Origin of the sequence: Brevundimonas sp., assembly GCF_046293315.1 — a bacterium.
GTDB lineage: Bacteria > Pseudomonadota > Alphaproteobacteria > Caulobacterales > Caulobacteraceae > Brevundimonas.
Genome location: NZ_JBKBPF010000007.1, coordinates 40,784 through 62,188 on the forward strand (window position 1 = coordinate 40,784; position 21,405 = coordinate 62,188).

The 21,405-nt window shown below is 68.0% G+C and carries 21 protein-coding genes; 19 read left to right on the forward strand and 2 right to left on the reverse strand.

Annotated elements, in window-relative coordinates; translation table 11 throughout:
• Positions 1 to 103 precede the first annotated feature (103 nt).
• From ACK4SE_RS07985 to ACK4SE_RS08000, 4 genes are all read left to right on the forward strand, one after another.
• Complete coding sequence (locus ACK4SE_RS07985) at positions 104 to 1,513, forward strand: hypothetical protein (RefSeq protein ID WP_409690904.1); 1,410 nt, start codon at positions 104 to 106, stop codon at positions 1,511 to 1,513.
• A 112-nt stretch (positions 1,514 to 1,625) separates the two neighbouring features.
• A complete protein-coding gene (xth, locus tag ACK4SE_RS07990; RefSeq protein WP_409690906.1) occupies positions 1,626 to 2,429 on the forward strand; it encodes an exodeoxyribonuclease III in 804 nt (267 codons plus the stop codon).
• Entirely contained in the window at positions 2,414 to 2,926 is a 513-nt protein-coding gene (locus tag ACK4SE_RS07995) for a hypothetical protein (RefSeq protein WP_409690909.1), read from the forward strand. Before xth ends, ACK4SE_RS07995 begins: the two co-directional genes overlap by 16 nt.
• Positions 2,927 to 3,000: 74 nt before the next feature.
• Complete coding sequence (locus tag ACK4SE_RS08000) at positions 3,001 to 3,906, forward strand: cobalamin biosynthesis protein CbiG (protein WP_409690911.1); 906 nt, start codon at positions 3,001 to 3,003, stop codon at positions 3,904 to 3,906.
• On the opposite strand, the gene ACK4SE_RS08005 is transcribed toward ACK4SE_RS08000, so the two are convergent.
• Positions 3,903 to 5,252: an MATE family efflux transporter gene (locus ACK4SE_RS08005; RefSeq protein WP_409690914.1), complete on the reverse strand. Its 1,350-nt coding sequence runs from the start codon at positions 5,250 to 5,252 to the stop codon at positions 3,903 to 3,905. The two genes, ACK4SE_RS08000 and ACK4SE_RS08005, sit on opposite strands and share 4 nt — an antisense overlap.
• A gap of 144 nt (positions 5,253 to 5,396) precedes the next feature.
• On the opposite strand from ACK4SE_RS08005, the gene ACK4SE_RS08010 reads away from it, so the two are divergent.
• From ACK4SE_RS08010 to ACK4SE_RS08020, 3 genes are all read left to right on the forward strand, one after another.
• Positions 5,397 to 5,831, forward strand: coding sequence for a DUF2231 domain-containing protein (locus tag ACK4SE_RS08010; protein WP_409690917.1), 435 nt, complete (start codon positions 5,397 to 5,399; stop codon positions 5,829 to 5,831).
• Positions 5,828 to 7,126: a PQQ-dependent sugar dehydrogenase gene (locus ACK4SE_RS08015; RefSeq protein WP_409690920.1), complete on the forward strand. Its 1,299-nt coding sequence runs from the start codon at positions 5,828 to 5,830 to the stop codon at positions 7,124 to 7,126. Before ACK4SE_RS08010 ends, ACK4SE_RS08015 begins: the two co-directional genes overlap by 4 nt.
• Positions 7,127 to 7,219: 93 nt before the next feature.
• Positions 7,220 to 8,131, forward strand: a complete 912-nt coding sequence (locus ACK4SE_RS08020) for an alpha/beta hydrolase (protein ID WP_409690923.1) — start codon at positions 7,220 to 7,222, stop codon at positions 8,129 to 8,131.
• A gap of 18 nt (positions 8,132 to 8,149) precedes the next feature.
• On the opposite strand, the gene ACK4SE_RS08025 is transcribed toward ACK4SE_RS08020, so the two are convergent.
• On the reverse strand, positions 8,150 to 9,142 hold the full coding sequence (locus tag ACK4SE_RS08025) for a TerC family protein (RefSeq protein WP_409690926.1): 993 nt from the start codon (positions 9,140 to 9,142) through the stop codon (positions 8,150 to 8,152).
• A gap of 353 nt (positions 9,143 to 9,495) precedes the next feature.
• On the opposite strand from ACK4SE_RS08025, the gene rpsF reads away from it, so the two are divergent.
• The 12 genes from rpsF (at position 9,496) to ACK4SE_RS08085 (ending at position 21,375) form a co-directional block, all read left to right on the forward strand.
• Positions 9,496 to 9,882 (forward strand): 30S ribosomal protein S6, encoded by a 387-nt coding sequence (rpsF, locus tag ACK4SE_RS08030; protein ID WP_409690927.1) that lies wholly within the window; start codon positions 9,496 to 9,498, stop codon positions 9,880 to 9,882.
• An 11-nt stretch (positions 9,883 to 9,893) separates the two neighbouring features.
• Positions 9,894 to 10,169, forward strand: coding sequence for a 30S ribosomal protein S18 (gene rpsR, locus ACK4SE_RS08035; protein WP_409690929.1), 276 nt, complete (start codon positions 9,894 to 9,896; stop codon positions 10,167 to 10,169).
• Position 10,170: 1 nt separating this feature from the next.
• A complete protein-coding gene (gene rplI / locus ACK4SE_RS08040) occupies positions 10,171 to 10,758 on the forward strand; it encodes a 50S ribosomal protein L9 (protein ID WP_409690931.1) in 588 nt (195 codons plus the stop codon).
• Between the two features lie 355 nt (positions 10,759 to 11,113).
• Complete coding sequence (locus ACK4SE_RS08045; protein WP_409690934.1) at positions 11,114 to 13,528, forward strand: TonB-dependent receptor plug domain-containing protein; 2,415 nt, start codon at positions 11,114 to 11,116, stop codon at positions 13,526 to 13,528.
• 130 nt (positions 13,529 to 13,658) lie between these two features.
• Positions 13,659 to 14,042: a hypothetical protein gene (locus tag ACK4SE_RS08050; protein ID WP_409690937.1), complete on the forward strand. Its 384-nt coding sequence runs from the start codon at positions 13,659 to 13,661 to the stop codon at positions 14,040 to 14,042.
• 117 nt (positions 14,043 to 14,159) lie between these two features.
• Complete coding sequence (locus ACK4SE_RS08055; RefSeq protein WP_409690940.1) at positions 14,160 to 15,632, forward strand: replicative DNA helicase; 1,473 nt, start codon at positions 14,160 to 14,162, stop codon at positions 15,630 to 15,632.
• A 78-nt stretch (positions 15,633 to 15,710) separates the two neighbouring features.
• Positions 15,711 to 16,748, forward strand: coding sequence for an alanine racemase (gene alr / locus ACK4SE_RS08060; RefSeq protein WP_409690942.1), 1,038 nt, complete (start codon positions 15,711 to 15,713; stop codon positions 16,746 to 16,748).
• Between the two features lie 71 nt (positions 16,749 to 16,819).
• Complete coding sequence (gene radA / locus ACK4SE_RS08065; protein ID WP_409690945.1) at positions 16,820 to 18,187, forward strand: DNA repair protein RadA; 1,368 nt, start codon at positions 16,820 to 16,822, stop codon at positions 18,185 to 18,187.
• Positions 18,188 to 18,219: 32 nt separating this feature from the next.
• Entirely contained in the window at positions 18,220 to 18,810 is a 591-nt protein-coding gene (locus tag ACK4SE_RS08070) for a CvpA family protein (RefSeq protein ID WP_409690948.1), read from the forward strand.
• Between the two features lie 32 nt (positions 18,811 to 18,842).
• Complete coding sequence (gene purF / locus ACK4SE_RS08075; protein WP_409690951.1) at positions 18,843 to 20,345, forward strand: amidophosphoribosyltransferase; 1,503 nt, start codon at positions 18,843 to 18,845, stop codon at positions 20,343 to 20,345.
• A 6-nt stretch (positions 20,346 to 20,351) separates the two neighbouring features.
• Positions 20,352 to 20,696, forward strand: a complete 345-nt coding sequence (locus ACK4SE_RS08080; protein WP_409690952.1) for a VOC family protein — start codon at positions 20,352 to 20,354, stop codon at positions 20,694 to 20,696.
• 76 nt (positions 20,697 to 20,772) lie between these two features.
• The gene (locus tag ACK4SE_RS08085; RefSeq protein ID WP_409690954.1) at positions 20,773 to 21,375 is read left to right on the forward strand and encodes a hypothetical protein; all 603 of its coding nucleotides are present in this window, start codon (positions 20,773 to 20,775) and stop codon (positions 21,373 to 21,375) included.
• The last annotated feature ends 30 nt before the right edge of the window (positions 21,376 to 21,405 follow it).

The following is a 21,405-nucleotide window of genomic DNA, read 5'->3' on the forward strand; positions in this document are numbered from 1 at the left end:
TCTGGACGTCACAAGCGGAACACATGGCGGGGTTAGGACTTGACCCCTTAACCGGAGCGGGCGAAGCGTCCCACAATCCGTAAAGCTAGGTGAGGATAGCCCTTTGAAGCTGCGTAATTCCCTGCTCGCCCGGTCTGCCGTCGTGCTGACTGTCGTTGGTTTCAGCCCGCTCCCCGCTGCTGCGACGGCGGAGAACCCGCCCGCGGCTGTTGCGGCCTCAAGCGCCGCGGCTATGGCCATGCAGACCCGCAACCGCCCCAATCGCCAGGCCCAGGCGGCCGAGCCGCGAACCGGACCGGAGGTGGTTGCCGAGGCTCAGGCCGTGCTGACGGCTGTGAACACGCCTTGCGACGTGGTCAACGCCGTGAGCCCGGGACGGAGCGGCGAGATCAACATTTATGAAGTGGCCTGTTCCAGCGGACTGGGCCACCTCATCACGGACGGCGCGCAGCCCACGTCGCGCAACTGTATCATCGTGGCCCAGCAGGCCGCCGAATATGCTCGCGAGAATCCTGACGCCGTCCCCCAGGTGACCTGCTCCCTGCCGGAGAACAGCAATCCCGAACAGATCATGGCCGGCTACATCCAGGCCGCAGGCATTACATGCCAGGTGGAAGAAACCCGCTGGATCGGCCGCACCCAGGACGGCGAGGAGCGATACGAAGTCGGCTGCGCAGGGGCCGACGGCTACTGGGTGCGGGTGAACAATGCCGGCCAGTATCAGGGCAGCCTCGAGTGCCTTGAGGTCACGGTCGCAGGCGGCGAGTGTCAGTTCACAACCCGGGAAGAACAACTGACAGGGATCCAGGCGCGGTTCGCGTCGGTCGCTCCCCAGGCCTGCACCGCCGAAGATGCGCGCTTCGTCGGCGCGAATGAGGAGTTCCGCTTCTATGAAGTGAAATGCAGCGAGGGCTTCGGCTACGTCAGCCAGACCAACCCCGCAGGCCAACCGCTGGACGCCCGTGATTGCGGCCGGCCCCAGTTGATCCCGGGCGGCTGCACGCTGACTGACAGTTCCTCGGCTCGGGCCGCCGCCGCTGAACAGCGTATGGCCGCCCTGGCGCAGGTTGGGTTGACCTGCGCCTTCAATGAGGAACGTCTCGTGGCCGTGGAAAGCCCGCCGGACGGCTCCCCCGGCCGTGAAATCTACGAGTTTGACTGCACCGATCAGCCTATGGGCCTCGCGGGCTTCTTCCCCGTCGCCGGTGGATCGGGTGAAATCGAGGCGTTCGACTGCTTCACCATGGATGCCCGCGGCGTAGCGTGCCAGTTCGTGTCGCGCGACACGATCAGCGCCGCGTTGACCCGGATGGTCACCGCAAGCCAGCGCAACTGCAACGTCGTCGATTACCGCGCGGTCGCGCGCATGGCGAACCTCGACGGCGATGTGGCCGAGGTGAAGTGCGACGATGGCCGCGGCTGGTTTGGCGAGTTCCCGGACAATCGTCAGGCCGCCGGTCAACTTCTGCCCTGCGCCGCCGCCGCCCGTCAGGGCGACGAGTGCGTGCTCTAGGGCTCACCGTCTCGCTCCAACGGAAAGGCCCGTCGCATTCGCGGCGGGCTTTTTCTTTTGCACCGGCCGCGCGTGCGTTAGCGTGCCGCCGTCCTGAACCGCTGAGTCCCTGATGCGCATCGCCACCTGGAACGTGAACTCCGTCAACGCCCGCCTGCCCACCGTGCTGGACTGGTTCGGCCAGGCCCAGCCGGACGTGGCCTGTCTGCAGGAGATCAAATGCGTGGACGAGAACTTCCCGCGCGAGGCGTTCGAGGATCTGGGCTACAACGTCGAGACCCACGGCCAGAAGAGCTACAACGGCGTGGCCCTGCTTTCGAAATTCCCACTGTCCGACGTGCGGCGCGGCCTGCCCGGCGACGATACGGACGAACAGGCCCGGTATATCGAGGCGCTGGTGGAGGCCCCGTCGCCCGTACGCGTCGCGTCCATCTATCTGCCCAACGGCAACCCGCTGGGCACCGAGAAATTCGCCTACAAGCTGGCCTGGTTCGAGCGTCTGCGGCTGCACGCGTCGGACCTGCTGACCAACGAGGAGGCCGTCGCCCTGTGCGGCGACTTCAACGTCATCCCCACGCCCGAGGACGCGAAGAACCCCGAGGCCTGGGTCGCCGACGCCCTGTTCCAGCCGGAAAGCCGCGAAGCGTTCCGCGCCCTGAAATGGCTGGGCTTCGCCGACAGCAACGAGCTGGGCGGCGAACCGGCGGGGACCTACACCTTCTGGGATTATCAGGCGGGAGCCTGGCGGCGGGATCACGGCATCCGCATCGATTTCGCCCTGTTGTCCGCCCTGGCCGCTGACCGCTTTCTGGGCATCGAGACCCACCGCGACGCCCGCGACATGGAAAAACCCAGCGACCACGTGCCCGTCGTCGTCGATCTGGATCCGGAGCCCCCCGCGTGGTCGATGCGCTGAGGATCATCCTGCTGGTGGCGCTCGCCGCCGCCGCCCTGACCACCGCCGGCCTGACCCTGGCCTGGTGGATGGAGCCGGAACGGCGCCTGCGCCGGGCGCTGAAGCGCACCCTGGGGCCAGCCGTGGACGTGGAGGCCCTGTCCCCGGCCGAAGGTCGCGCCTGCGCCCTCGATTTCGAGACCAGCCAGGCGGCGGTGCTTTGGGATCGGGGCGTCAACGGTCTCGTCTATGATTTCGACGAGATCGAGGGCGCGGAAATGATTGTGGACGGCCATGTGCTGGCCCGTGTGCGTCGGGGCGAGGCGCGTCGCGCCCTGGACGTCATGGCTCCCGACGCCGGTCAGGTGGTGCTGCGCGTGATGTTCGCCGACGCCCGCCACCCCGAATTCGAGCTGGATCTGTGGAACACCACCACCGGCGCATCCACCGGCTCTCCGGCCGAGGCGCTGCGACTGGGGCGACGCTGGCTATCGCACGTCGAGGCTCTGCTGAAATAGCCCTGCCCGGCCTTCCGGCTTTGAAGCGAAAGGGCTAGAAGCGCTGCGACTTCCCCTTTGCCCGCGAGTTTCCTGTGCCCCGCCTGTTCGACGCCTATGTCATCGCCAACTGGACCGCCGCCGAGGGCAAGAAACTGGGCGAGCAGTCGCTGTGGATCGCCGTGGCCAAGCGCGACGTGCGTATGCGGCTGAAGGTCGAGACCCACAACGCCGCCACCCGCGCCGAGGGGGAAAAGCTGCTGGCCGACATTCTGGCCGACCTGAACAAGCGCGGCGACCGGGCCCTGATCGGTCTGGACGCGCCGCTGGGCTTCCCCGTCGGCACGGCCGCCCGTCTGGCCCTGAAGGACCCGAGCTGGTCCGGCCTGTGGGCCTTCCTCGCCGACAATGTGCGGGACAAGCCCGACAACACCAACAACCGCTATCAGGTGGCGGCCAAGATGAACCGGCTGATGACCGACGAGGCGCGGCCGTTCTGGGGCGCCCCGGCCAGCCAGGCCCAGCGCTGGCTCACCACCACCAAGCCCGAGGGCGGCTATGGCGACATCCCCGAACTGCGCGCCACCGAGGTCGCCGCCAAACAGGGCAAGCTGCAGCCCAAGACCGTGTGGCAGATGCACGGCGCCGGCGCGGTCGGCGGCCACGCCCTGATCGGCATTCCCACCGTTCGCCGCGTGGTTGAGCGGCTGGGGTCGGCCGCCGCCGTCTGGCCGTTCGGCACCGGCTGGCGCCCCCTGACGCCTGAGGACGTGGCGCCCCTGTCGGCGCTGGTGGTCGAGGTCTGGCCCGCCCTGTTCGGCGGGACCCCCGAGCCCGGCGAGTTCAAAAGCCAGGCCCAGGTCCGCATCGCCGCCGAAACCTTCGCCCGCATGGACGAGAAGAACGAGCTGGCCGCCGCCTTCGCCCCGCCCAAGGGCGCGTCGGATGAGCTGATCCGTCAGGTCGAGACCGAGGAAGGCTGGATCCTCGGAGTCCGTTAGGCGGGCATCCGCCGCGCCACGCGCACGAAGCGGCCGGTCAGCAGCGCCGCCGAGATCAGGCTCGCCACGATCACGCCCCAGACGATGCCGTCCACGCCCATGCCCATGGGGTGCGCGAACAGCCACGCCAGCGGCATCATCACGGCCCCATAGCTGAACACATGCATCGCCGTCGGCCACCACACGTCGCCGGCCGATCGCAGGGCCTGCGCCGCCACCACCTGCACGCCGTCGGCCACGAAGAATAGGGTCGCCAGGATCAGGGCCGGGACCGCGATGGCCACCAGCGCGGCGTCGGTGGTGTAGACGCCGATGATCACCTCCGCGCCGGGCCACACCACCAGGGCAATGGCCAGCGCCAGCAGCGCCGTGACGCCCAGGCCCAGAACGCCCGCGCGGATCAGCCCCGCCCGGTCGTTGGCGCCATAGGCCCGGCTGACCAGCACCCCCGTGGCCGCCGACAGGCCCATGGGGTTCATGAACACGATGGCCGACAGGTTCAGCACGATGGCCCAGGCCGCCACCTCCAGCCCGCCCAGCCAGCCGGCCACGATGCTCATGGCGGCGAACGCGCTGACCTCGATAAAGTAGGACGCGCCGGCGCCCACGCCGACCTTGTACTGCTCGCGCTCAATCACCCGGTCGCGCCGGGGCTTGCGGAAAATCCCCAGCGCCCGCGCCTCCGGCATCCGGGCGATGTAGACCAGCAGAAACACCACCAGCATCAGCCGGGCCGCGAAGGTCGCCCAGCAGGCCGCCACCGCCCCGTCCACCGGCAGGCCCGAGGTCCCGGGCACCAGCCACAGGTTCATCAGCAGGTTCAGGCCGTTGGCGATCCACATGGCCCACATGCCTGGCCGGGGCCGCGACAGGGCCTCAAGGAACAGTTGGGCCGCCACGGAGATCAGATAGAACGGCAGCGACAGCGCCAGCACCATCAGGGGCGCGGCCGCATCCTGCCCCAGTCCGTCCTCCAGTCCCACGCGCACCAGCGCCCACGGCCCGGCAAGGATCAGCGCCAGGGCCGAGATGATCCCCAGTTGCACCGAATAGACCAGCCCGCGCCGGAACACCGCCCCGGCTTCTTCCCGCCGGCCTTGTCCGATCAGGCGCGCGGTCATCACCTGCGTGCCCATCAGCAGGCCCACCGCGGTGGTCACGAACACCGACGACGGGGCCCAGGCCAGCGAATGCAGCGCCAGCTCCCGCGCCGCGTACTGACCCACCACGATGGCGTCGGTCAGGCCCATGGTCATGATGCCGATGCGCGCCAGAACCACCGGCCAGGCCAGGGTCAGCAGCTCGCGCAGATCAGCGCGCATTCCGGGGCGGAGGACGGCGGTCATGGAGGGGCCAGATAGATGGGCTCAGGCGAAGGGGCGCGGAACCTGAGGCCGACATCCCGGCTTGGCAATAGCGCGATCGCCACACCCCTTGATGAAACCGAACCGCCGGTCAGGGATTGGCTAGTGACACACAGGGAGAGACAGATGGCGGCTTACAGAGACTGGTGCGGAATGCTGCACCCCCTTCACGCCATTCTGCTGGCCTTTCCCATCGCCCTCTTCAGCTTCGCCGTCGCCACCGACATCGCCTATCTGAACACCGCCGAGATGCAGTGGTCGAACTTTTCAGCCTGGTCGATCACCCTGGCGCTGATCTTCACCGGGCTGGTGGTGGTCTGGGCGATCATCGAGGCGATCATGGCCCGGCGCAGCCCCGGCCTGAAGCGCGGCCTGATCTATCTGGCCGTTCTTGTGGTCATGTTCATCGTCGGACTGATCAACATCTTCCACCACAGTCAGGACGGCTGGGCCTCGGTCGGCGCCCCCGGCCTGATCATGTCCATCATCTGCGCCCTGCTGGCCCTGATCGCCGGCTGGCTGCTCCACTCTAGATCCATCGTCCGGGAGGTCGTCCAATGAGGATGCGGCTCGTCAGCATTGCAGCCCTTTCCCTGGCCCTTGCCGCGTGCGGCGGCTCCAGTGACCCCGAGCTTCAGGAGACCGGCGCCACGCCCGACCTGCCCGACCTGGACCAGAGCCTGATCCCGTCCATGCAGATCGCCCCCCCGGGCGACTGGAACGGCGAGCTCCCCACGGTGCCCGAAGGCTTCACCATCAGCGTCGTCGCCGACGACCTGATGATCCCGCGCCAGATGCTGATGCTGCCCAACGGCGATCTGCTGATCGCCGAAGGCTCCGGCGGCGGCGCGCCCCGCCTGCGGCCCAAGGACGTGCTGGCCGGGCTGATCAAGGCGCAAGGGCGCTCCTCCGTGGAGGGCGGCGACCGCATCACCCTGATCCGGGACGCTGACGGCGACGGCGTGCCCGAGCTGCGCACCGTGCTGATCGACGATCTGAACGCGCCCTACGGCATGGCCTTCGTTGACGGCAATCTCTACGTGGCCAACCAGGACGCCGTCATGCGCTTCCCCTATCAGGAGGGCCAGACCGAGATCACGGCGCCGGGCGAGGAGTTGACCGCCCTGCCCGCCGAACTGAACCACCACTGGACCAAGGCCATGACGGCCAGCGCCGACGGCCGCTTCCTGTATGTGGGCATCGGCTCCAACAGCAATGCGGGCGAGCGCGGCATGGCGGTCGAGGAAGAGCGCGCCGTGGTCTGGGAGATCGATCGCGAGACCGGCGCCCGCCGCACCATCGCGCGCGGCATCCGCAACCCCACCGCCCTCGCCATTGAGCCGACCACCAACCTGCTTTGGGCCGTGGTCAACGAGCGTGACGAGCTGGGTCCGCAACTGGTGCCCGACTATCTGACCCAGGTCCGTGACGGCGCCTTCTACGGCTGGCCCTATAGCTACTGGGGCCAATATCTGGACCCCCGTGTGCGGCCGCAGGATCCCGATCTGGTCGCCACCGCCATCGCGCCGGACTATGCGCTGGGGAACCACGTGGCGGCTCTGGGCCTGGACTTCGCCGTCGATGGCGGCTTCGGCGGGACCTTCGCCAACGGCGCCTTCATCGGCGAGCACGGCAGCTGGAACCGGCAGGACCTGTCCGGCTACAAGGTGTCCTGGGTCCCCTTCGCCAACGGCCGTCCCTCGGGCCCGCCCGTGGACTTCGTTACCGGCTTCCTCAGCGATGACGACGAGGCCCGGGGCCGCCCGGTGGGCGTGCTGTTCGATCCGCGCACCCGCGCCCTGTTCATCGCCGACGACATGGCCAATGTGGTGTGGCGGGTCGCGCCTACGCGGTGACGCGAGCCAGTCATTCGATCGTTAAATAGTCGGACAATTGACTTTCTGGCGCCGGGCGACCACCGTCTGATCAAATTTGCCCGGGAGGCGAACATGGTCCGGACGTTGCACCTGCTCTTCTTCGTCACCGTCGTTGCGGCGGCCGCCCCCGCTGTGGCGCAGCAGGCGCCCATGACGCCCATGGCGGCGCCCGCCGAGCCCAACGCCATCCCCCTCGGCACGGGCGGCGTGGAAGGCTCGGGGGCCGCCGAGAGCTGGTTCAGCCAGTGGGGTGACACCTTCGTCCGCAACGTGACCGTGGCTACCCTGACCCCGGTCCTGCCCGAGCCGGGCGCGGCCAACGGCGCGGCGGTGATCGTGGCTCCCGGCGGCGGCTTCATGTTCCTGTCCATGAGCAACGAGGGCTGGGAAGTGGCGCAGGCCCTGGCCGATCAGGGCGTGGCCGCCTTCGTCCTCAAGTACCGCGTCCGGCCGACGCCCGGGGACCTGGGCGAATTCGAGCAGGCGGTGACCGCCATGTTCGCCGGCGCCGGCGCGCGACCCCCGCGACCCGGCGGCTTTTCACTGGCCGACCCCGTCGAGGACGCCACCGCGGCCTTCGCACTCATCCGCTCACGGGCCGACGAATGGGGAGTCGACCCCGACCGCATCGGCATGGTCGGGTTCTCGGCTGGCGCCGGAACGACCCTGGCGACCACGCTCACCGCTCCTGAGACGCGGCCCGCCTTCATCGCCCCGATCTACGGGGCCATGACTGCGGTCGATGTCCCTGAAGCCGCGCCGCCCATGTTCGTGGTCCTGGCCGCCGATGACCCCCTGTTCGCCAACAGCGGCTTCGGCCTGATCGAGTCGTGGCGCGCTGCAGGACGCCCGGTCGAGTTCCACCTCTATCAGAACGGCGGACACGGCTTCGGCCTGGGCAACTCCGGCATGACCAGCCTGGGCTGGTTCGACGGGTTCATGCGCTGGCTGGAGTTCAACGGCTTCCTGCGGGACGGGTCCTGAACGCTTCGCGGCCCCCCATCACCCCAACGACGTCGGAGCAGAGTCGCCGCGCGTCTTCCACAGCGACCAGAACACCCCGGCCGCCAGGATCGCCGCTGTAATCGCAAGCGACCACTCGGGCGGGATCTTGCCCAGCCCCAGAAGGTCCGCCGCGAACACCTTGCCGCCGATAAACACCAGCAGCACCGCCAGCGCCTGCTTCAGATAGGCGAAGCGGTGGATCACCGCCGCCAGGGCGAAGTACAGCGCGCGCAGGCCCAGAATGGCGAAGATGTTGGAGGTATAGACAATGAAGGGGTCGGTCGTGATGGCGAAGATCGCCGGCACCGAGTCCACCGCAAAGATCACGTCGGCGATCTCGATCATCACCAGCGCCAGGAACATGGGCGTGGCCCACAGCACCACGCGGCCCTTCGAGTTGGGCTGACGCACGAAGAACCTCTGGCCGTGCAGCTGGTCGGTCACCCTCAGGTGACGCCGCATCCATTTGACCAGCGGATTCTGGCCGATGTCCGTGTGCCCGTCCCCGGCGAAGAACATCTTCACCCCCGTCACGATCAGGAAGGCGGCGAAGATGTAGAGCACCCAGCCGTACTGGCTGACCAGGGCCGCGCCCGCGCCGATCATCAGGGCGCGCAGGACGATCACCCCAAGAATGCCCCAGAACAGCACCCGGTGCTGAAGCGCGCGCGGAATGGCAAAATAGCCGAAGATCAGCGCGATGACAAAGACGTTGTCCATCGCCAGGCTCTTCTCGATGGCGAAGCCCGTCAGGTACTCCACGCCCGACTGCTGGCCCAGCTCCCACCAGACCCAGCCGCCGAACAGCAGGGCCACGGCGATATACATGCTCGATAGCAACAGGCTCTCGCGCACGCCGATCTCATGCTGGTCGCGGTGCAGCACGCCCAGGTCCAGCACCAGCAGCGCCAGAACCACGCCCATGAAGGCCAGCCACATCCAGGCGGGCTTGCCCAGCCAGTCGGCGGCGAAAAACATCATCAGGTCCATCAGGACTCCCCTGTGTCAGGGAGCGACCTGCGGCGCGCGCATGAAGGGATCGGCCGGAAAGACCGTCGCGCACCGAGCTCGCTCGATGCGGTCCGACATCACGTCTGCCATCAGACGCCAGAGGGGCCCGGCCCGCTGTGCGGGCTGATAATCGAAACTGTCGGGGCGATCAAGACGCGCGCCTTGCCACATCCCGGCTTTTCCCCTATACGCCGCCGCTTTCCAGGGCTTCGGTCCTGGCGTGGAGTTCCAAAGGGTTCGGGAAGTCATTCCGGCCGCCGCGTCAGGATCCATCGTGGGATTGGACTTTACCCGGTCCACCTGCGCCGACGCCCATCAAGGGAGACGACTGCATGGCTCTTTACGAGCACACGGTCATGTCGCGCCAGGACATCAGCGCGCAACAGGCCGAACAACTCAACGACACCATCAAGGCTCTGATCGAGGAAGCCGGCGGCACCGTCGCCAAGATCGAGTACTGGGGTCTGCGAAACCTGACCTACCGGGTCAAGAAGAACCGCAAGGCGCACTATTCGCTGCTCGCCGTCGACGCGCCCCCCGCCGCCATGGCCGAGGTCGAGCGTCAGCTATCCATCAACGAGGACGTGCTGCGCTGGCTGACCGTTCGCGTCGAGGAGCTGGACCTGGAGCTGTCGCCGCTGCTGGCCCGCCGCGAGCGTGAGCGCGAGCGTTCGACGCCGCGCTCCGACGACAACGCCGCCCCCGCGTCGGCTGAATAAGGAACCGGATCATGACCGATACCACTGCTCCCTCCCCGGGCGCTCCGGCCGGCTCCGGCCCTGCCCGTCGCCCCTTCAATCGTCGCCGCAAGGTCTGCCCGTTCTCGGGCGAGAATGCGCCGAAGATCGACTACAAGGACGTGAAGCTGCTCCAGCGTTACGTCTCCGAACGCGGCAAGATCGTGCCCTCGCGCATCACCGCCGTCTCTCAGAAGAAGCAGCGCGAACTGGCCAAGGCCATCAAGCGCGCCCGCTATCTGGCCCTCCTGCCCTACGTGGTGAAGTAAGATGAAGGTCGTTCTGCTTGAACGCGTCGAGAACCTCGGCGCCATCGGCGACGTCGTCACCGTCAAGGACGGCTTCGCCCGTAACTTCCTGCTGCCCCGCGACAAGGCTCGCCGGGCGACGGAAGCCAACCTGAAGGCCTTCGAGGTCGAACGCGCCGCCATCGAGGCCCGCAACGACAAGAACAAGGCCGAGTCCCAGAAGATCGCCGACAAGATCGACGGTCAGACCTACGTCATGATCCGCCAGGCGGGTGAGACGGGCCAGCTGTACGGCTCGGTCGCCGGTCGCGACGTGGCCGAAACGGTCCAGGCCGCAGGCTCGAAGATCGAGAAGTCGCAGGTCGTCCTGCACGTCCCGATCAAGACCCTGGGCGTCCACGAGGTGCAGGTCCGCCTGCACGCCGAGGTCCGCGCCACGGTCAAGATCAACGTGGCCCGCTCGGCCGACGAAGCCGAGCGTCAGGCCAAGGGCGAGGACGTGATCGCCAGCCAGTTCGATGACGAGCGTCAAGCCGCCAGCGATCAGGCCAAGGATCTGCTGGACGGCGGCGCCGGCCAGCACGAGGTCTCCTACGTCGAAGAGGTCTGATCCACTTTCCTCTCGGAAGAGATAGATTTTCTTTAAAGGGCGCTGGGAAACCAGCGCCCTTTTCTTTTAAAGCCTGCGATCGATGTAGAATTTCCATCGGTCGCTTTTAGAAAATGTCGTCGGCCACAGGCTTGCGCCGATTGCGCCATATTTCAATATCGCAGGGTGCGGGCGGCAATGACGTCGGGCCGCCAGGAAACCAAGCGATGCCTTCACGCCGCCATCATCGCCGATGTCGAGGTCTGCTGACCCTCCGGGCCTGACGCCCGCGCTTCATCCTGAAAAGTCCAGAATACGCGGCTCGCATGCACGGGCCGCGCCCCCTTTCGCACGCCTGATATCGAGAGAAGACCTCATGACCCGCACCCTGCGAACCGCCCTGACCGTTTCGGCATCCGCCGCTGCCCTGTTCGCGCTCGCGCCGCAGGCTGGGGCCCGGACCCAGTCGCCCCCCGCCTCCGAAGTCACCGCCGTTGACGAGATCATCGTCACCGGGACCCGGGTCCAGGGACGCTCGCGCTTCGAGACCCTGGCGCCGGTGGACGTGGTGACCACCGAGACCCTGCAGCAGCGAGGCACCACGGAATTCGCCGCCGCCCTCGCCCAGACCGTTCCAGCCCTCAGCTTTCCGCGACCGTCTGTGACCGACGGCACGGATTCCATCCGCCCCGCCACCTTGCGCGGTCTGTCGCCGGACCAGACCCTGGTCCTGGTCAACGGCGTGCGCCGCCACGCCTCCGCCCTGGTCAACGTCAACGGCTCGGTCGGCCGGGGCTCCGCGGCGGTCGACCTGAACGCCATCCCGTCCGCCGCGCTCGACCGGGTCGAGGTGCTGCGCGACGGCGCCTCGGCGCAGTATGGCTCCGACGCCATCGCCGGCGTGGTCAATCTTCGCCTGCGCGAGGCCGCCTCTGGCGGCGGCGCCAGCGTGACCTACGGACAGTACTTCACAACGGTGGAGACCGCGCGCGGCGAGCGCGACGAGGAGGACGGCCAGACCGTCACCGTGTCGGGTTGGCAGGGCCTGCCGCTCGGAGACGGCTATCTGACGATCTCGGCCGAATATCTTCAGCGCGACCCCACCAACCGCTCCGATTTCGACCCTAATCCCAGCGTCGTCCCGCCGGGCAGCGTGACCGCGCGCCTGGGGGATCCCGAGGTCGAGCAGTGGACCCTCTTCGCCAATGCCGGCGTGCCGGTCCGCGCCGGGTGGGAGGCCTACGGCTGGGCCGGCTATCAGGACCGCGAAAGCGAATCCGCCGCCTTTCCGCGCCGACCGGACAATGTGAACAGCGTACCGGCGATCTATCCCGACGGCTTTCTGCCGAAGATCGCGGTGAACTCGGAGGACACCTCCATCGCCGGCGGCGTGCGGGGCGAACTGGCCGGCTGGAACGCCGACTTCCGGGTCGCCTATGGCCGCAACGACCTGGCCTTCCGCACGGAAGACAGCCTCAACTCGACCTATGGCGCCGCATCCCCCACAAGCTTTGATTCCGGTGGCCTGATCTATGGCCAGTTGGTCTACGGCGCCGAGTTCAGCCGGGGATTCGACGTGGGCCGGATCGATCCTCTGACCCTGAGTTGGGGACTGGAAGGCCGTCGGGAAACCTATGAAATCATCGCGGGACAGCCGGAATCCTACAACCGCGGTCCGTTGGGCGGGAACACCAGCCTGGCCAGCGGCGCCCAGGGCTTTCCCGGTTTCCAGCCGTCCAACGAAGTCGACGTGGACCGGGACGCCTTCGCGGCCTTCGTGGAGGCGGATATTCCACTGACGGACAGATGGCGCCTCGCCGGCGCCATCCGGGCCGAGGACTACTCTGACTTCGGCGGGGTCTTCACCGGCAAGCTTTCCACCCGCTACGAGCTGACCCCGGACTTCGCCCTGCGCGCCACGGTGTCCAGCGGCTTCCGCGCGCCGTCCCTGCAACAGCAGTATTTCACCTCGACCGCCTCGGTGATTCAGGACGGTAACATCGTCGAAACCGGCACCTTCCCCGCCTCCAGCCCGATCGCCCAGGCCCTCGGGGCCCGCGATCTGGAGCCCGAAAAAGCGCTCAACCTGACAGCCGGGCTGGTCTGGCGCGCCGGGAACTTCGACCTCTCGGTGGACGCCTACCGGATCGAGATCGACAACCAGATCGCCCTGTCTGAATTGATCAACCGCAGCTTCAGCCCGCAGGTGGCCGCCCTGCTCGATCCGTTCGGCGTCCAGGCCGCCCGCTTCTTCCTCAACGGTGTGGACACGGTGACCGAAGGCGTTGACGTGGTGGCGCGCTACCGTCTGCCAACAGTGGCGGCGGGGGACTTCGATTTCACCCTGGCGGCCAATTTCAACGACACCGAGGTGAACGCGCTACCGGATTCGTCCTCCGTCCTCGATCCCGTGCCGGTGCTGTTCAGCCGCAGCCGCGTCGAGAGCATCCAGCAGGGCACGCCGGACAGCAAGATCGTCTTCTCAACCAACTGGAGCCTGAACCAGTGGGGCGCCACAGCGCGGGCCGCATATTACAGCGATGTCGTCCAGCCCTCCAACACCCCGGCCAACGACCTGCATACGGGGGACAACACCATCGTGGACATCGAGGGACGCTATCGCTTCACCGACCGGGTGGCGCTGGCGATCGGGGTCGACAACGTCTTTGACCAGTATCCCGACTTCGTCCCAGCAGCCCTGAACAGCAGCGGCGTGCTGGGCTTCCCGTTCTACTCCCCGTTCGGCTTCAACGGGCGCTACGCCTATGCGCGTCTGTCCCTGAACTGGTGACGCCCTGTCTCCCCTGCCTTCCAACACGGGCGAGGGGGCGCAGGCCATGACGAAGAATACGGCGCGGAGAGCCTTCTCCGCGCCGTTTTTTCTGCGCTATGCTCAGGCGTCGCCATTCAGGGAGCAGGCCATGAGCCGCACCGTTCTCGCCGTCGCCGCCGCCTTGGCCCTCAGCCTCCCGGCCATTCCCGCCTCGGCCCAGGACGGTCGCATGACCGTGGCCGCGTTCCTGGACACCGCTGACGACATCCCGCGCAATCCCACGGCCATGCTTCGTGCCGACACCCGCCGCCTGCTGTCGGAGGTCCGGACCGCCACCCGCACGGTCCGCGCCGAGCAGGAGGCCGCCCAGGCGGCTGGCCGCACCCCCCGCACCTGCATGCCCGAGCGCGTCCGACTCGACGCCGACAGTCTGCTGGCCCGCTTCAACACCATCCCCACGAGCCGTCGCAACATCACCGTGACCCAGGCCGTGCGCGAGTGGATGGCCGAGGAGCACCCCTGCCCGGCCTGATCGTCCCTGAGCGCAAAGATGAAATCCGGGCCGTCCACAGGCGGACCGGACTCATCCCCGGTCTTCTGGACGTCCGCCCCTGACGCAAGGACGTGCGACGGCTAGACCCGTCAGTCCATGAACGCGCTCAGCCCCATCTCATCCGACGCCCGGCCCGTGGCCGCCCTGCCTCACAATCTGGAGGCCGAACAGGCGCTGCTGGGTTCGCTGATGTTCGACAATGCGGTGTTCGAACGCCTGTCGGACCGGCTGCGCGGCAGCCATTTCTACGAGCCGTTCCACCAGCGCCTGTTCGACGCCATCGAGGATCACGTGCGCCAGGGCATGCTGGCCGAGCCCACCATCCTGATGGAGCGGTTCAAGACCGACCCGGCGTTCCAGGAATTCGGGGGGTTGCGCTATCTGGCCGATCTGGTGGACCGGGCCCCGCCCGGCGCCAACGCCCCCGACTATGCGCGGCTGGTCTATGATCTGGCCCTGCGCCGCGACCTGATCCGCATCGGCGGCGACATCATCAAGGAGGCCCCGGATCCCGAGACCGCGGCCCTCGAGCAGATCGAACAAGCCGAACAGTCGCTCTACAACCTGGCTGAAACAGGTCAGCCCTCGTCCGGCTTCGTCAGCTTCGGCCACGCCCTGGCCGGCGCGGTGGAGATGGCCAGCGAAGCCTATCAGCGCGACGGCAAGCTGGCGGGCCTGGCCACCTATCTGGACGATCTGGACCAGAAGCTGGGCGGCCTGCACCCCTCCGACCTGCTGATCCTCGCCGGACGCCCCTCCATGGGCAAGACGGCGCTGGCCACCAACATCGCCTTCAACGTGGCCCGCAACTACCGCTGGGAGCCCACGCCGGAGGGTCGCAAGACCGTGGAGGGCGGCGTCGTCGCCTTCTACTCGCTGGAAATGAGCGCCGAACAGCTGGCCATGCGGATCCTGGCCGACGCCTCGGGGGTCTCCTCCGACCGGCTGAGAAAGGGCGAGATCGACGCCTCGGACTTCGGCCGCATCCGCGACGCCGCCGCCGAGATCGGCGAGGCGCCCCTGTACATCGACGCCACCGGCGGCCTGTCCCTGTCCAAGCTGGCGGCCCGCGCGCGACGCCTGAAGCGCATGGAGCACGGTCTGGACCTGATCGTCGTCGACTACCTCCAGCTGATCACCGTCGGCGAAGGCAACGGCCAGAAGAACCGGGTGCAGGAGGTCTCCGAAATTACCGGCGGTCTCAAGGCCCTGGCCAAGGAGCTGTCGGTGCCCATCCTCGCCCTGTCCCAGCTGTCCCGTCAGGTGGAGTCCCGCGAGGACAAGCGCCCCCAGCTGTCCGACCTGCGTGAATCTGGCTCCATCGAGCAGGACGCCGACGCCGTCATGTTCGTCTACCGCGAAAGCTACTATCTGGGCCGCACCGAGCCGCGCGAGGGCACCGAAGAGCACCTGAAGTGGCAGGAGGACATGGATCGCCTGCGCCACCAGGCCGAGGTGGTCATCGGCAAGCAACGCCACGGCCCGATCGGCATCGTCAAACTCTCCTTCGACGAAGACACCACCCGCTTCGGCAACCTGGCCCAGCCGGGCCGCTACGAGCCGAACTAGGGCCGCCTGCGAAAGAAAATCCGCGCAAATCGCAGGCCGGCCCCTTCAAACGCAGGATTCTTGCGTCATAAGGGGCGGATGCCCTCCCCCGCCACCCTGACCGTCGACCTGAACGCCCTCGCGCACAATTTTCATGCGCTGGAGGCCATCTCCGGCGCGCCCGTCCATCCCGTGGTCAAGGCCGACAGCTACGGCTTGGGCGCAACGCCCGTGGCCCGTCGACTGATGGCCGAGGGCGCGCGCACCTTCTTCGTGGCGCGGGCGGAGGAAGGCGTGAGCCTGCGCGCGGCGCTGGGCCCCGAGCCCGTCCTCTATGTACTGGACGGCTGTCACGGCGATGCGGCGGCCGAGCTGAAGGCCGCCGACCTGCGCCCCATACTGAACCAGCCCGTCCAGCTTGAAGCGTGGCGCGCGGCGGGCGGCGGCGCCTGCGGCCTGCAGATCGATACCGGCATGAGCCGGCTGGGCTTCCGGCCAGAGGACGCACCCGAACCGTTTGACGGACTGGCGCTGGTCATGAGCCATCTGGCCTGCGCTGACGCCCCCGCCGACTCCATGAACCGGCGCCAGCGCGATGATTTCGCCGCCGTCAGCGCCCGATACCCTGGCGCCATCCGCTCGTTCTCCAACTCCGGCGGCTGTTTCATGGGCCCGGACTTCGCTTTCGACGCCGTGCGGCCGGGCATCTGCCTGTACGGCGGCGGCCCGGAAGGCCGGCCCGACGACCGCATCAAGGCCGTGGCGACCCTCGGCGCCGAGGTGATCCAGGTGCGTCCCGTGCCCAAGGGCGACACGGTTGGCTATTCCGCCGGATGGACCGCCCCGCGCGACAGTTCCATCGCCATCGTCGCGGCGGGCTACGCCGACGGCGTGCTGCGGTCCTATTCGCCCAGGGGAAAGGTCTGGCTGGCGGGCGCCCTTCGCCCCATCGTCGGGCGGGTGTCCATGGACGTGATCGCTGTGGACGTCACGGACGCAGACGTCGCGGTCGGCGACCTGTGCGAAATCTACGGCCCCAACCGCAACATCGACGATCAGGCCGCCGCAGCGGGCACCATCGCGTACGAGCTGCTGACGTCCCTCACCCCCCGCGTGCCGAGGGTCTACTTCGGGTAGGCACGTCAACATCGGACGCACCCCTCGCGGCGTGCCCTGTCTCCTTCCGCAATTCCTGCTAGACCCGGCCCATGGCCAGGGACGGTGCGATCTATGTGTGTCAGTCGTGCGGGGCGGTCCACGGCAAGTGGTCCGGCCAGTGCGGCGCGTGCGGTCAGTGGAACTGCATCGTCGAGGAGAGCCAGTCGGCCCCGCCCGGCGCGCTCAAGCCAGCCTCCACTGCGCGCGGACGTGGCGTGGTGTTCGAAACCCTCCAGTCCGACACCCCCGAACCGCCCCGTATCATCACCGGCGTCGGCGAGTTCGACCGGGTCTGCGGCGGCGGCGTGGTGCCCGGCTCGGCCATCCTGCTGGGGGGCGACCCCGGCGTGGGCAAGTCCACCCTGCTGCTGGAGGTCACGGCCAAGGCGGCCCTGGGCGGCGCGCGGGTGGCCTATATCTCTGGCGAGGAGGCCGTGGAGCAGATCCGCGCCCGCGCCCGGCGCATGGGCTTCGCCGACGCCCCGGTGAACCTGGCCTCGGCCACGGCGCTGCGCGAGATTGTCTCGACCCTGAAGCGCGACAAGTTCGACATCGTCATCATCGATTCCATCCAGACCCTGTGGTCCGACGCCCATGAGGCCGGGCCGGGCTCTGTCACCCAGGTGCGCGCCTGCGCCGGCGAACTGGTGCGGCTGGCCAAGGCGTCGGGGATGGCGGTGGTGCTGGTGGGCCATGTGACCAAGGACGGCCAGATCGCCGGCCCCCGCGTGGTGGAGCACATGGTGGACGCGGTGCTCTCCTTCGAGGGCGAGCGCGGCTATCCCTTCCGCATTCTGCGGGCGGGCAAGAACCGCTTCGGCGCCACCGACGAAATCGGCGTGTTCGAGATGACCGACGCAGGGCTCTCCGAGGTCGCCAACCCCTCGGCCCTGTTCCTCGGCGAAGGCGGCGAGCGGGCGGCCGGTGCGGCGGTCTTCGCGGGCATCGAGGGCTCCCGCCCCGTGCTGGTGGAGTTTCAGGCCCTGGTGGCCCCCAGCGCCTACGGCACTCCGCGCCGGGCCGTGGTGGGCTGGGACTCCGGGCGGTTGGCCATGCTGCTGGCGGTGCTGGAGGCGCGGTGCGGCATCGGCTTCGGAGATCGGGACGTCTATCTGAACGTGGCCGGCGGTCTGCGCGTCTCGGAACCGGCGGCGGATCTGGCGGCGGCGGCGGCGCTGATCTCCTCGGCCGTGGACGTGCCCCTGCCCCAGCGCGCCGTGGTGTTCGGCGAAATCAGCCTGTCGGGCGAGGTGCGCGCCGTGGGCCGGGCCGAGGTGCGCCTGCGCGAGGCGGCGAAACTGGGCTTCGATCAGGCCATCGCCCCGGAAAGCGCGGCGAACGGCGGAAAGAATGTTAAGGTCATGGGGCTATCCCGACTCGCAGAGGCGGTCGAGCGTATCGCGCAAAGCAGCTTCTGACCTTCACCGCCCTTCAGGGACCCTCGCCGACCGTGACTGGCTACGACCTGTTCGCCATCGTCGTCATCCTGGCCTCGGCTGCGGCCGGGTGGATTCGCGGGGGCTTGCGCGAGCTGATCACCCTGGCCGCCTTCGCGGTGGCCGCGATCCTGTCCCTGCTGGCCCTGCCCCTGTCCGGACCCGTGGGCCGCGCCGTGATCGACCCCGACTGGGCCGGATCCATCGCAGCGGCGATCGTGGTGTTCCTGATCATCTATTTCGGCATCCGCATCACCGGAACGATCCTGAGCCGCCGCCTGCGCGACCATAAACAGCTCGGAAGCGTCGACCGCTTCCTGGGCCTGGGGGTCGGCGCCGTGCGGGCTCTGGTGCTGCTGGGCGCCATCCATCTGGTGTTTCACGCCGCCACCCCGGCCGAGCGCACGCCCGACTGGTTCCGCGACGCCGCCGTCTTCCCGCTGGGCCATGCCTCGGCCCGGATGATCCAGACCGTTCTGCCGACCCTGGGTCGCGGCGCGGACGCCCTTACACCGGTCATCGGATCGTCCGTGCGCGACGGTTTTTCCGGTGATGACACAGCCACGCCCCAATCCGACGCTAGCGCGGCGTCGGACTCGCCCTAAGTAAGCTTCCCGCCGTCATCGGAGCCTCCACGATGAGCAGCCACCAGATCAACGACGTCGTCGTCCACCGCGAACACTGGCGGGACGTCGACGACGACCGCCCCCGCCTGGAGTGCGGGGTCTGCGGCGTCTGGGGGGTTCAGGACGCCTCGGCGGTCGTGGCGCTGGGTCTGCACGCCCTGCAGCACCGGGGTCAGGAAGCCTGCGGCATCGCCTCGGTCACCAAGACCCGCTTTCACACCGAGCGTCACATGGGTCTGGTGGGCGACGCCTTTTCCGGCGCCGATCTGGTCACCCGCATGCCCGGCCGGGCGGCGGTGGGCCACACCCGCTACTCCACCGCCGGCGGCAGCTTCCTGCGCAACATCCAGCCCATGTTCGCGGATCTGGATTCCGGCGGCATCGCCATCGCCCACAACGGCAACCTGACCAACTTCCTGGCCCTGCGGAACGAGCTGGTGGATCAGGGCTCGATCTTCCAGTCCACCTCGGACTCCGAGGTCATCCTGCACCTGATCGCGCGGTCGCGGAAATCGCGCATCGTGGACCGCTTCATCGACGCCATGATGCAGATCGAGGGCGGCTACGCCCTGGTGGCGCAGACCAGGAAGAAGATGATCGGCGCCCGCGATCCGCTGGGCATTCGCCCCCTGGTGCTGGGCCAACTGGGCGACGCCTGGGTGCTGGCCTCCGAGAGCTGCGCCCTCGACATGATCGGCGCCACCTTCGTGCGCGACGTGGAGAACGGCGAGGTGGTGGTCATCGACGAGGACGGCCTGCGCTCCATCAAGCCGTTCCCGGACAAGGTCGCCCGTCCCTGCCTGTTCGAATACGTCTACTTCTCGCGCCCCGACAGCGTGGTGAACGGCAAGGCTGTCTACGATGTCCGCAAGGCCATGGGCGCCCAGCTGTCGCGCGAGCACGGCGTCGAGGCCGACGTGGTGGTGCCGGTGCCCGACTCCGGCGTGCCTGCGGCCCTGGGCTATGCGCAGGAAAGCGGCATTCCCTTTGAGATGGGCATCATCCGCAGCCATTATCTGGGCCGCACCTTCATCCAGCCCAGCCAGGGCGTGCGCGAACTGGGCGTGCGCATGAAGCACAGCCCCAACCGCGCGGTTCTGGCGGGCAAGCGGGTCGTGCTGATCGACGACTCCATCGTGCGCGGCACCACCTCGGTGAAGCTGGTCCGCGCCGTGCGCGCGGCGGGCGCGAAGGAAGTCCACCTGCGCTCGGCCAGCCCGCCGATCATGTGGCCCGACTTCTACGGCATCGACATGCCGGAACGCTCGCAGTTGATGGCGGCCAACCTTTCGCTTGAGGAAATGCGCGCGCGCCTGGAAGTGGACAGCCTCGGCTTCCTGTCCGTCGACGGCCTTTATCACGCCATGGGCGCCGGCCCCCGTGATCCCGTCAATCCGCAGTTCACCGACCACTATTTCACCGGCGACTACCCCACCCGCCTGCTGGACCGCGAGATCGAGGAAAACGGACGGGACGTCTCGACGAGGCAACTTTCCCTGCTCGTCAGCGCTTAAGGGCGCATGAGCACCGAACTCGGCTACTTCACCCTCGACACCCCTGACATCGACCGGGCGCGCGCCTTCTATGGCGGCCTGTTCGGTTGGACCTTCGATGAGGCGTCTTCCCACGAGACCTACGCCCACGTGGCCGACGCGGGCATCCCGTTCGGCTTCGTGAAGGGTGAGCGCAAGGACTATTCGCACCTGTATTTCCGGGTCGACGACATCGACGCCCTCTGCGTCCGGATTTCTGAAATGGGCGGCAAGTGCGCCGTCCCCGCCGACAGCCGCTCCGGCAAGTCGGTGACCGCCTGCGACGACCAGGGCATCAGCTTCGGCCTGTGGCAGCCGCCCGAAGACCTCTAGTTCTCTGGACAGATTTCTATTTGTCTGAGTTAATAGCCTTGCCCTGACACGCGAACGATCAGGGAGGGAGGAACTCATGGCCAGACTCGCATGGGTCGCCGCAGCGGCGGCCCTCGTCTCGATGCTCGCGTCTTTCGCCTCGGCCCAGAGCAGCGGCGGCGACGATATCCTCGAACAGGTCATCAACAGCCCGCCTGTCCAGTCCTGGCAGGTCACCGGCCTTCGCGCCACGCCCCGCCCTGTGCGCGCCGAAGGCGTGGTGGGCGAACAGGCGATCCGGGTCGCCGTGCCCCGGGCCGGAGCCAATCCGTGGGACATCGCAGGGCGCATGACAATCGCAGGGGCCATTCGTCAGGGCGACACCATCCTGCTGGCCGTATGGGCGCGCGCACATACACCGCCAGAAGGCCAGCGCTTCGGCCTGATTTCCGGCGTCCGGGTTGAACAGAGCACGGCGCCCTACACCGCGATCGCCCAGGACTCAGCGACGGTCCCGTCGGAATGGACCTTGGTCTATGCGTCCGGCGTGGCGCAGCAGGACTATCCCGGCGGGTCCACCAACGTCTCGGTCCATCTGGCCGGCGCGGCCCAGACCATCGAGCTCGGTCCGGCCTTCGTGCTCAATTTCGGACCGGACTATGACGCCGCCCGGCTGCCCCGGAACGTCGCGCCCGAATAAGGCTGCGGCGCTCCGCCTCTTTCGCCCCCG

Bases quoted from the DNA above. Each gene is read 5' to 3' on its own strand.
- xth (WP_409690906.1), top strand. From the start codon at position 1,626: ATGCGCATCGCCACCTGGAACGTGAACTCCGTCAACGCCCGCCTGCCC.
- ACK4SE_RS08005 (WP_409690914.1), bottom strand. From the start codon at position 5,252: ATGACCGCCGTCCTCCGCCCCGGAATGCGCGCTGATCTGCGCGAGCTG.
- ACK4SE_RS08010 (WP_409690917.1), top strand. From the start codon at position 5,397: ATGGCGGCTTACAGAGACTGGTGCGGAATGCTGCACCCCCTTCACGCC.
- ACK4SE_RS08015 (WP_409690920.1), top strand. From the start codon at position 5,828: ATGAGGATGCGGCTCGTCAGCATTGCAGCCCTTTCCCTGGCCCTTGCC.
- ACK4SE_RS08020 (WP_409690923.1), top strand. From the start codon at position 7,220: ATGGTCCGGACGTTGCACCTGCTCTTCTTCGTCACCGTCGTTGCGGCG.
- ACK4SE_RS08025 (WP_409690926.1), bottom strand. From the start codon at position 9,142: ATGGACCTGATGATGTTTTTCGCCGCCGACTGGCTGGGCAAGCCCGCC.
- rpsF (WP_409690927.1), top strand. From the start codon at position 9,496: ATGGCTCTTTACGAGCACACGGTCATGTCGCGCCAGGACATCAGCGCG.
- rpsR (WP_409690929.1), top strand. From the start codon at position 9,894: ATGACCGATACCACTGCTCCCTCCCCGGGCGCTCCGGCCGGCTCCGGC.
- rplI (WP_409690931.1), top strand. From the start codon at position 10,171: ATGAAGGTCGTTCTGCTTGAACGCGTCGAGAACCTCGGCGCCATCGGC.
- ACK4SE_RS08045 (WP_409690934.1), top strand. From the start codon at position 11,114: ATGACCCGCACCCTGCGAACCGCCCTGACCGTTTCGGCATCCGCCGCT.
- ACK4SE_RS08050 (WP_409690937.1), top strand. From the start codon at position 13,659: ATGAGCCGCACCGTTCTCGCCGTCGCCGCCGCCTTGGCCCTCAGCCTC.
- ACK4SE_RS08055 (WP_409690940.1), top strand. From the start codon at position 14,160: ATGAACGCGCTCAGCCCCATCTCATCCGACGCCCGGCCCGTGGCCGCC.
- alr (WP_409690942.1), top strand. From the start codon at position 15,711: ATGCCCTCCCCCGCCACCCTGACCGTCGACCTGAACGCCCTCGCGCAC.
- radA (WP_409690945.1), top strand. From the start codon at position 16,820: ATGGCCAGGGACGGTGCGATCTATGTGTGTCAGTCGTGCGGGGCGGTC.
- purF (WP_409690951.1), top strand. From the start codon at position 18,843: ATGAGCAGCCACCAGATCAACGACGTCGTCGTCCACCGCGAACACTGG.
- ACK4SE_RS08080 (WP_409690952.1), top strand. From the start codon at position 20,352: ATGAGCACCGAACTCGGCTACTTCACCCTCGACACCCCTGACATCGAC.
- ACK4SE_RS08085 (WP_409690954.1), top strand. From the start codon at position 20,773: ATGGCCAGACTCGCATGGGTCGCCGCAGCGGCGGCCCTCGTCTCGATG.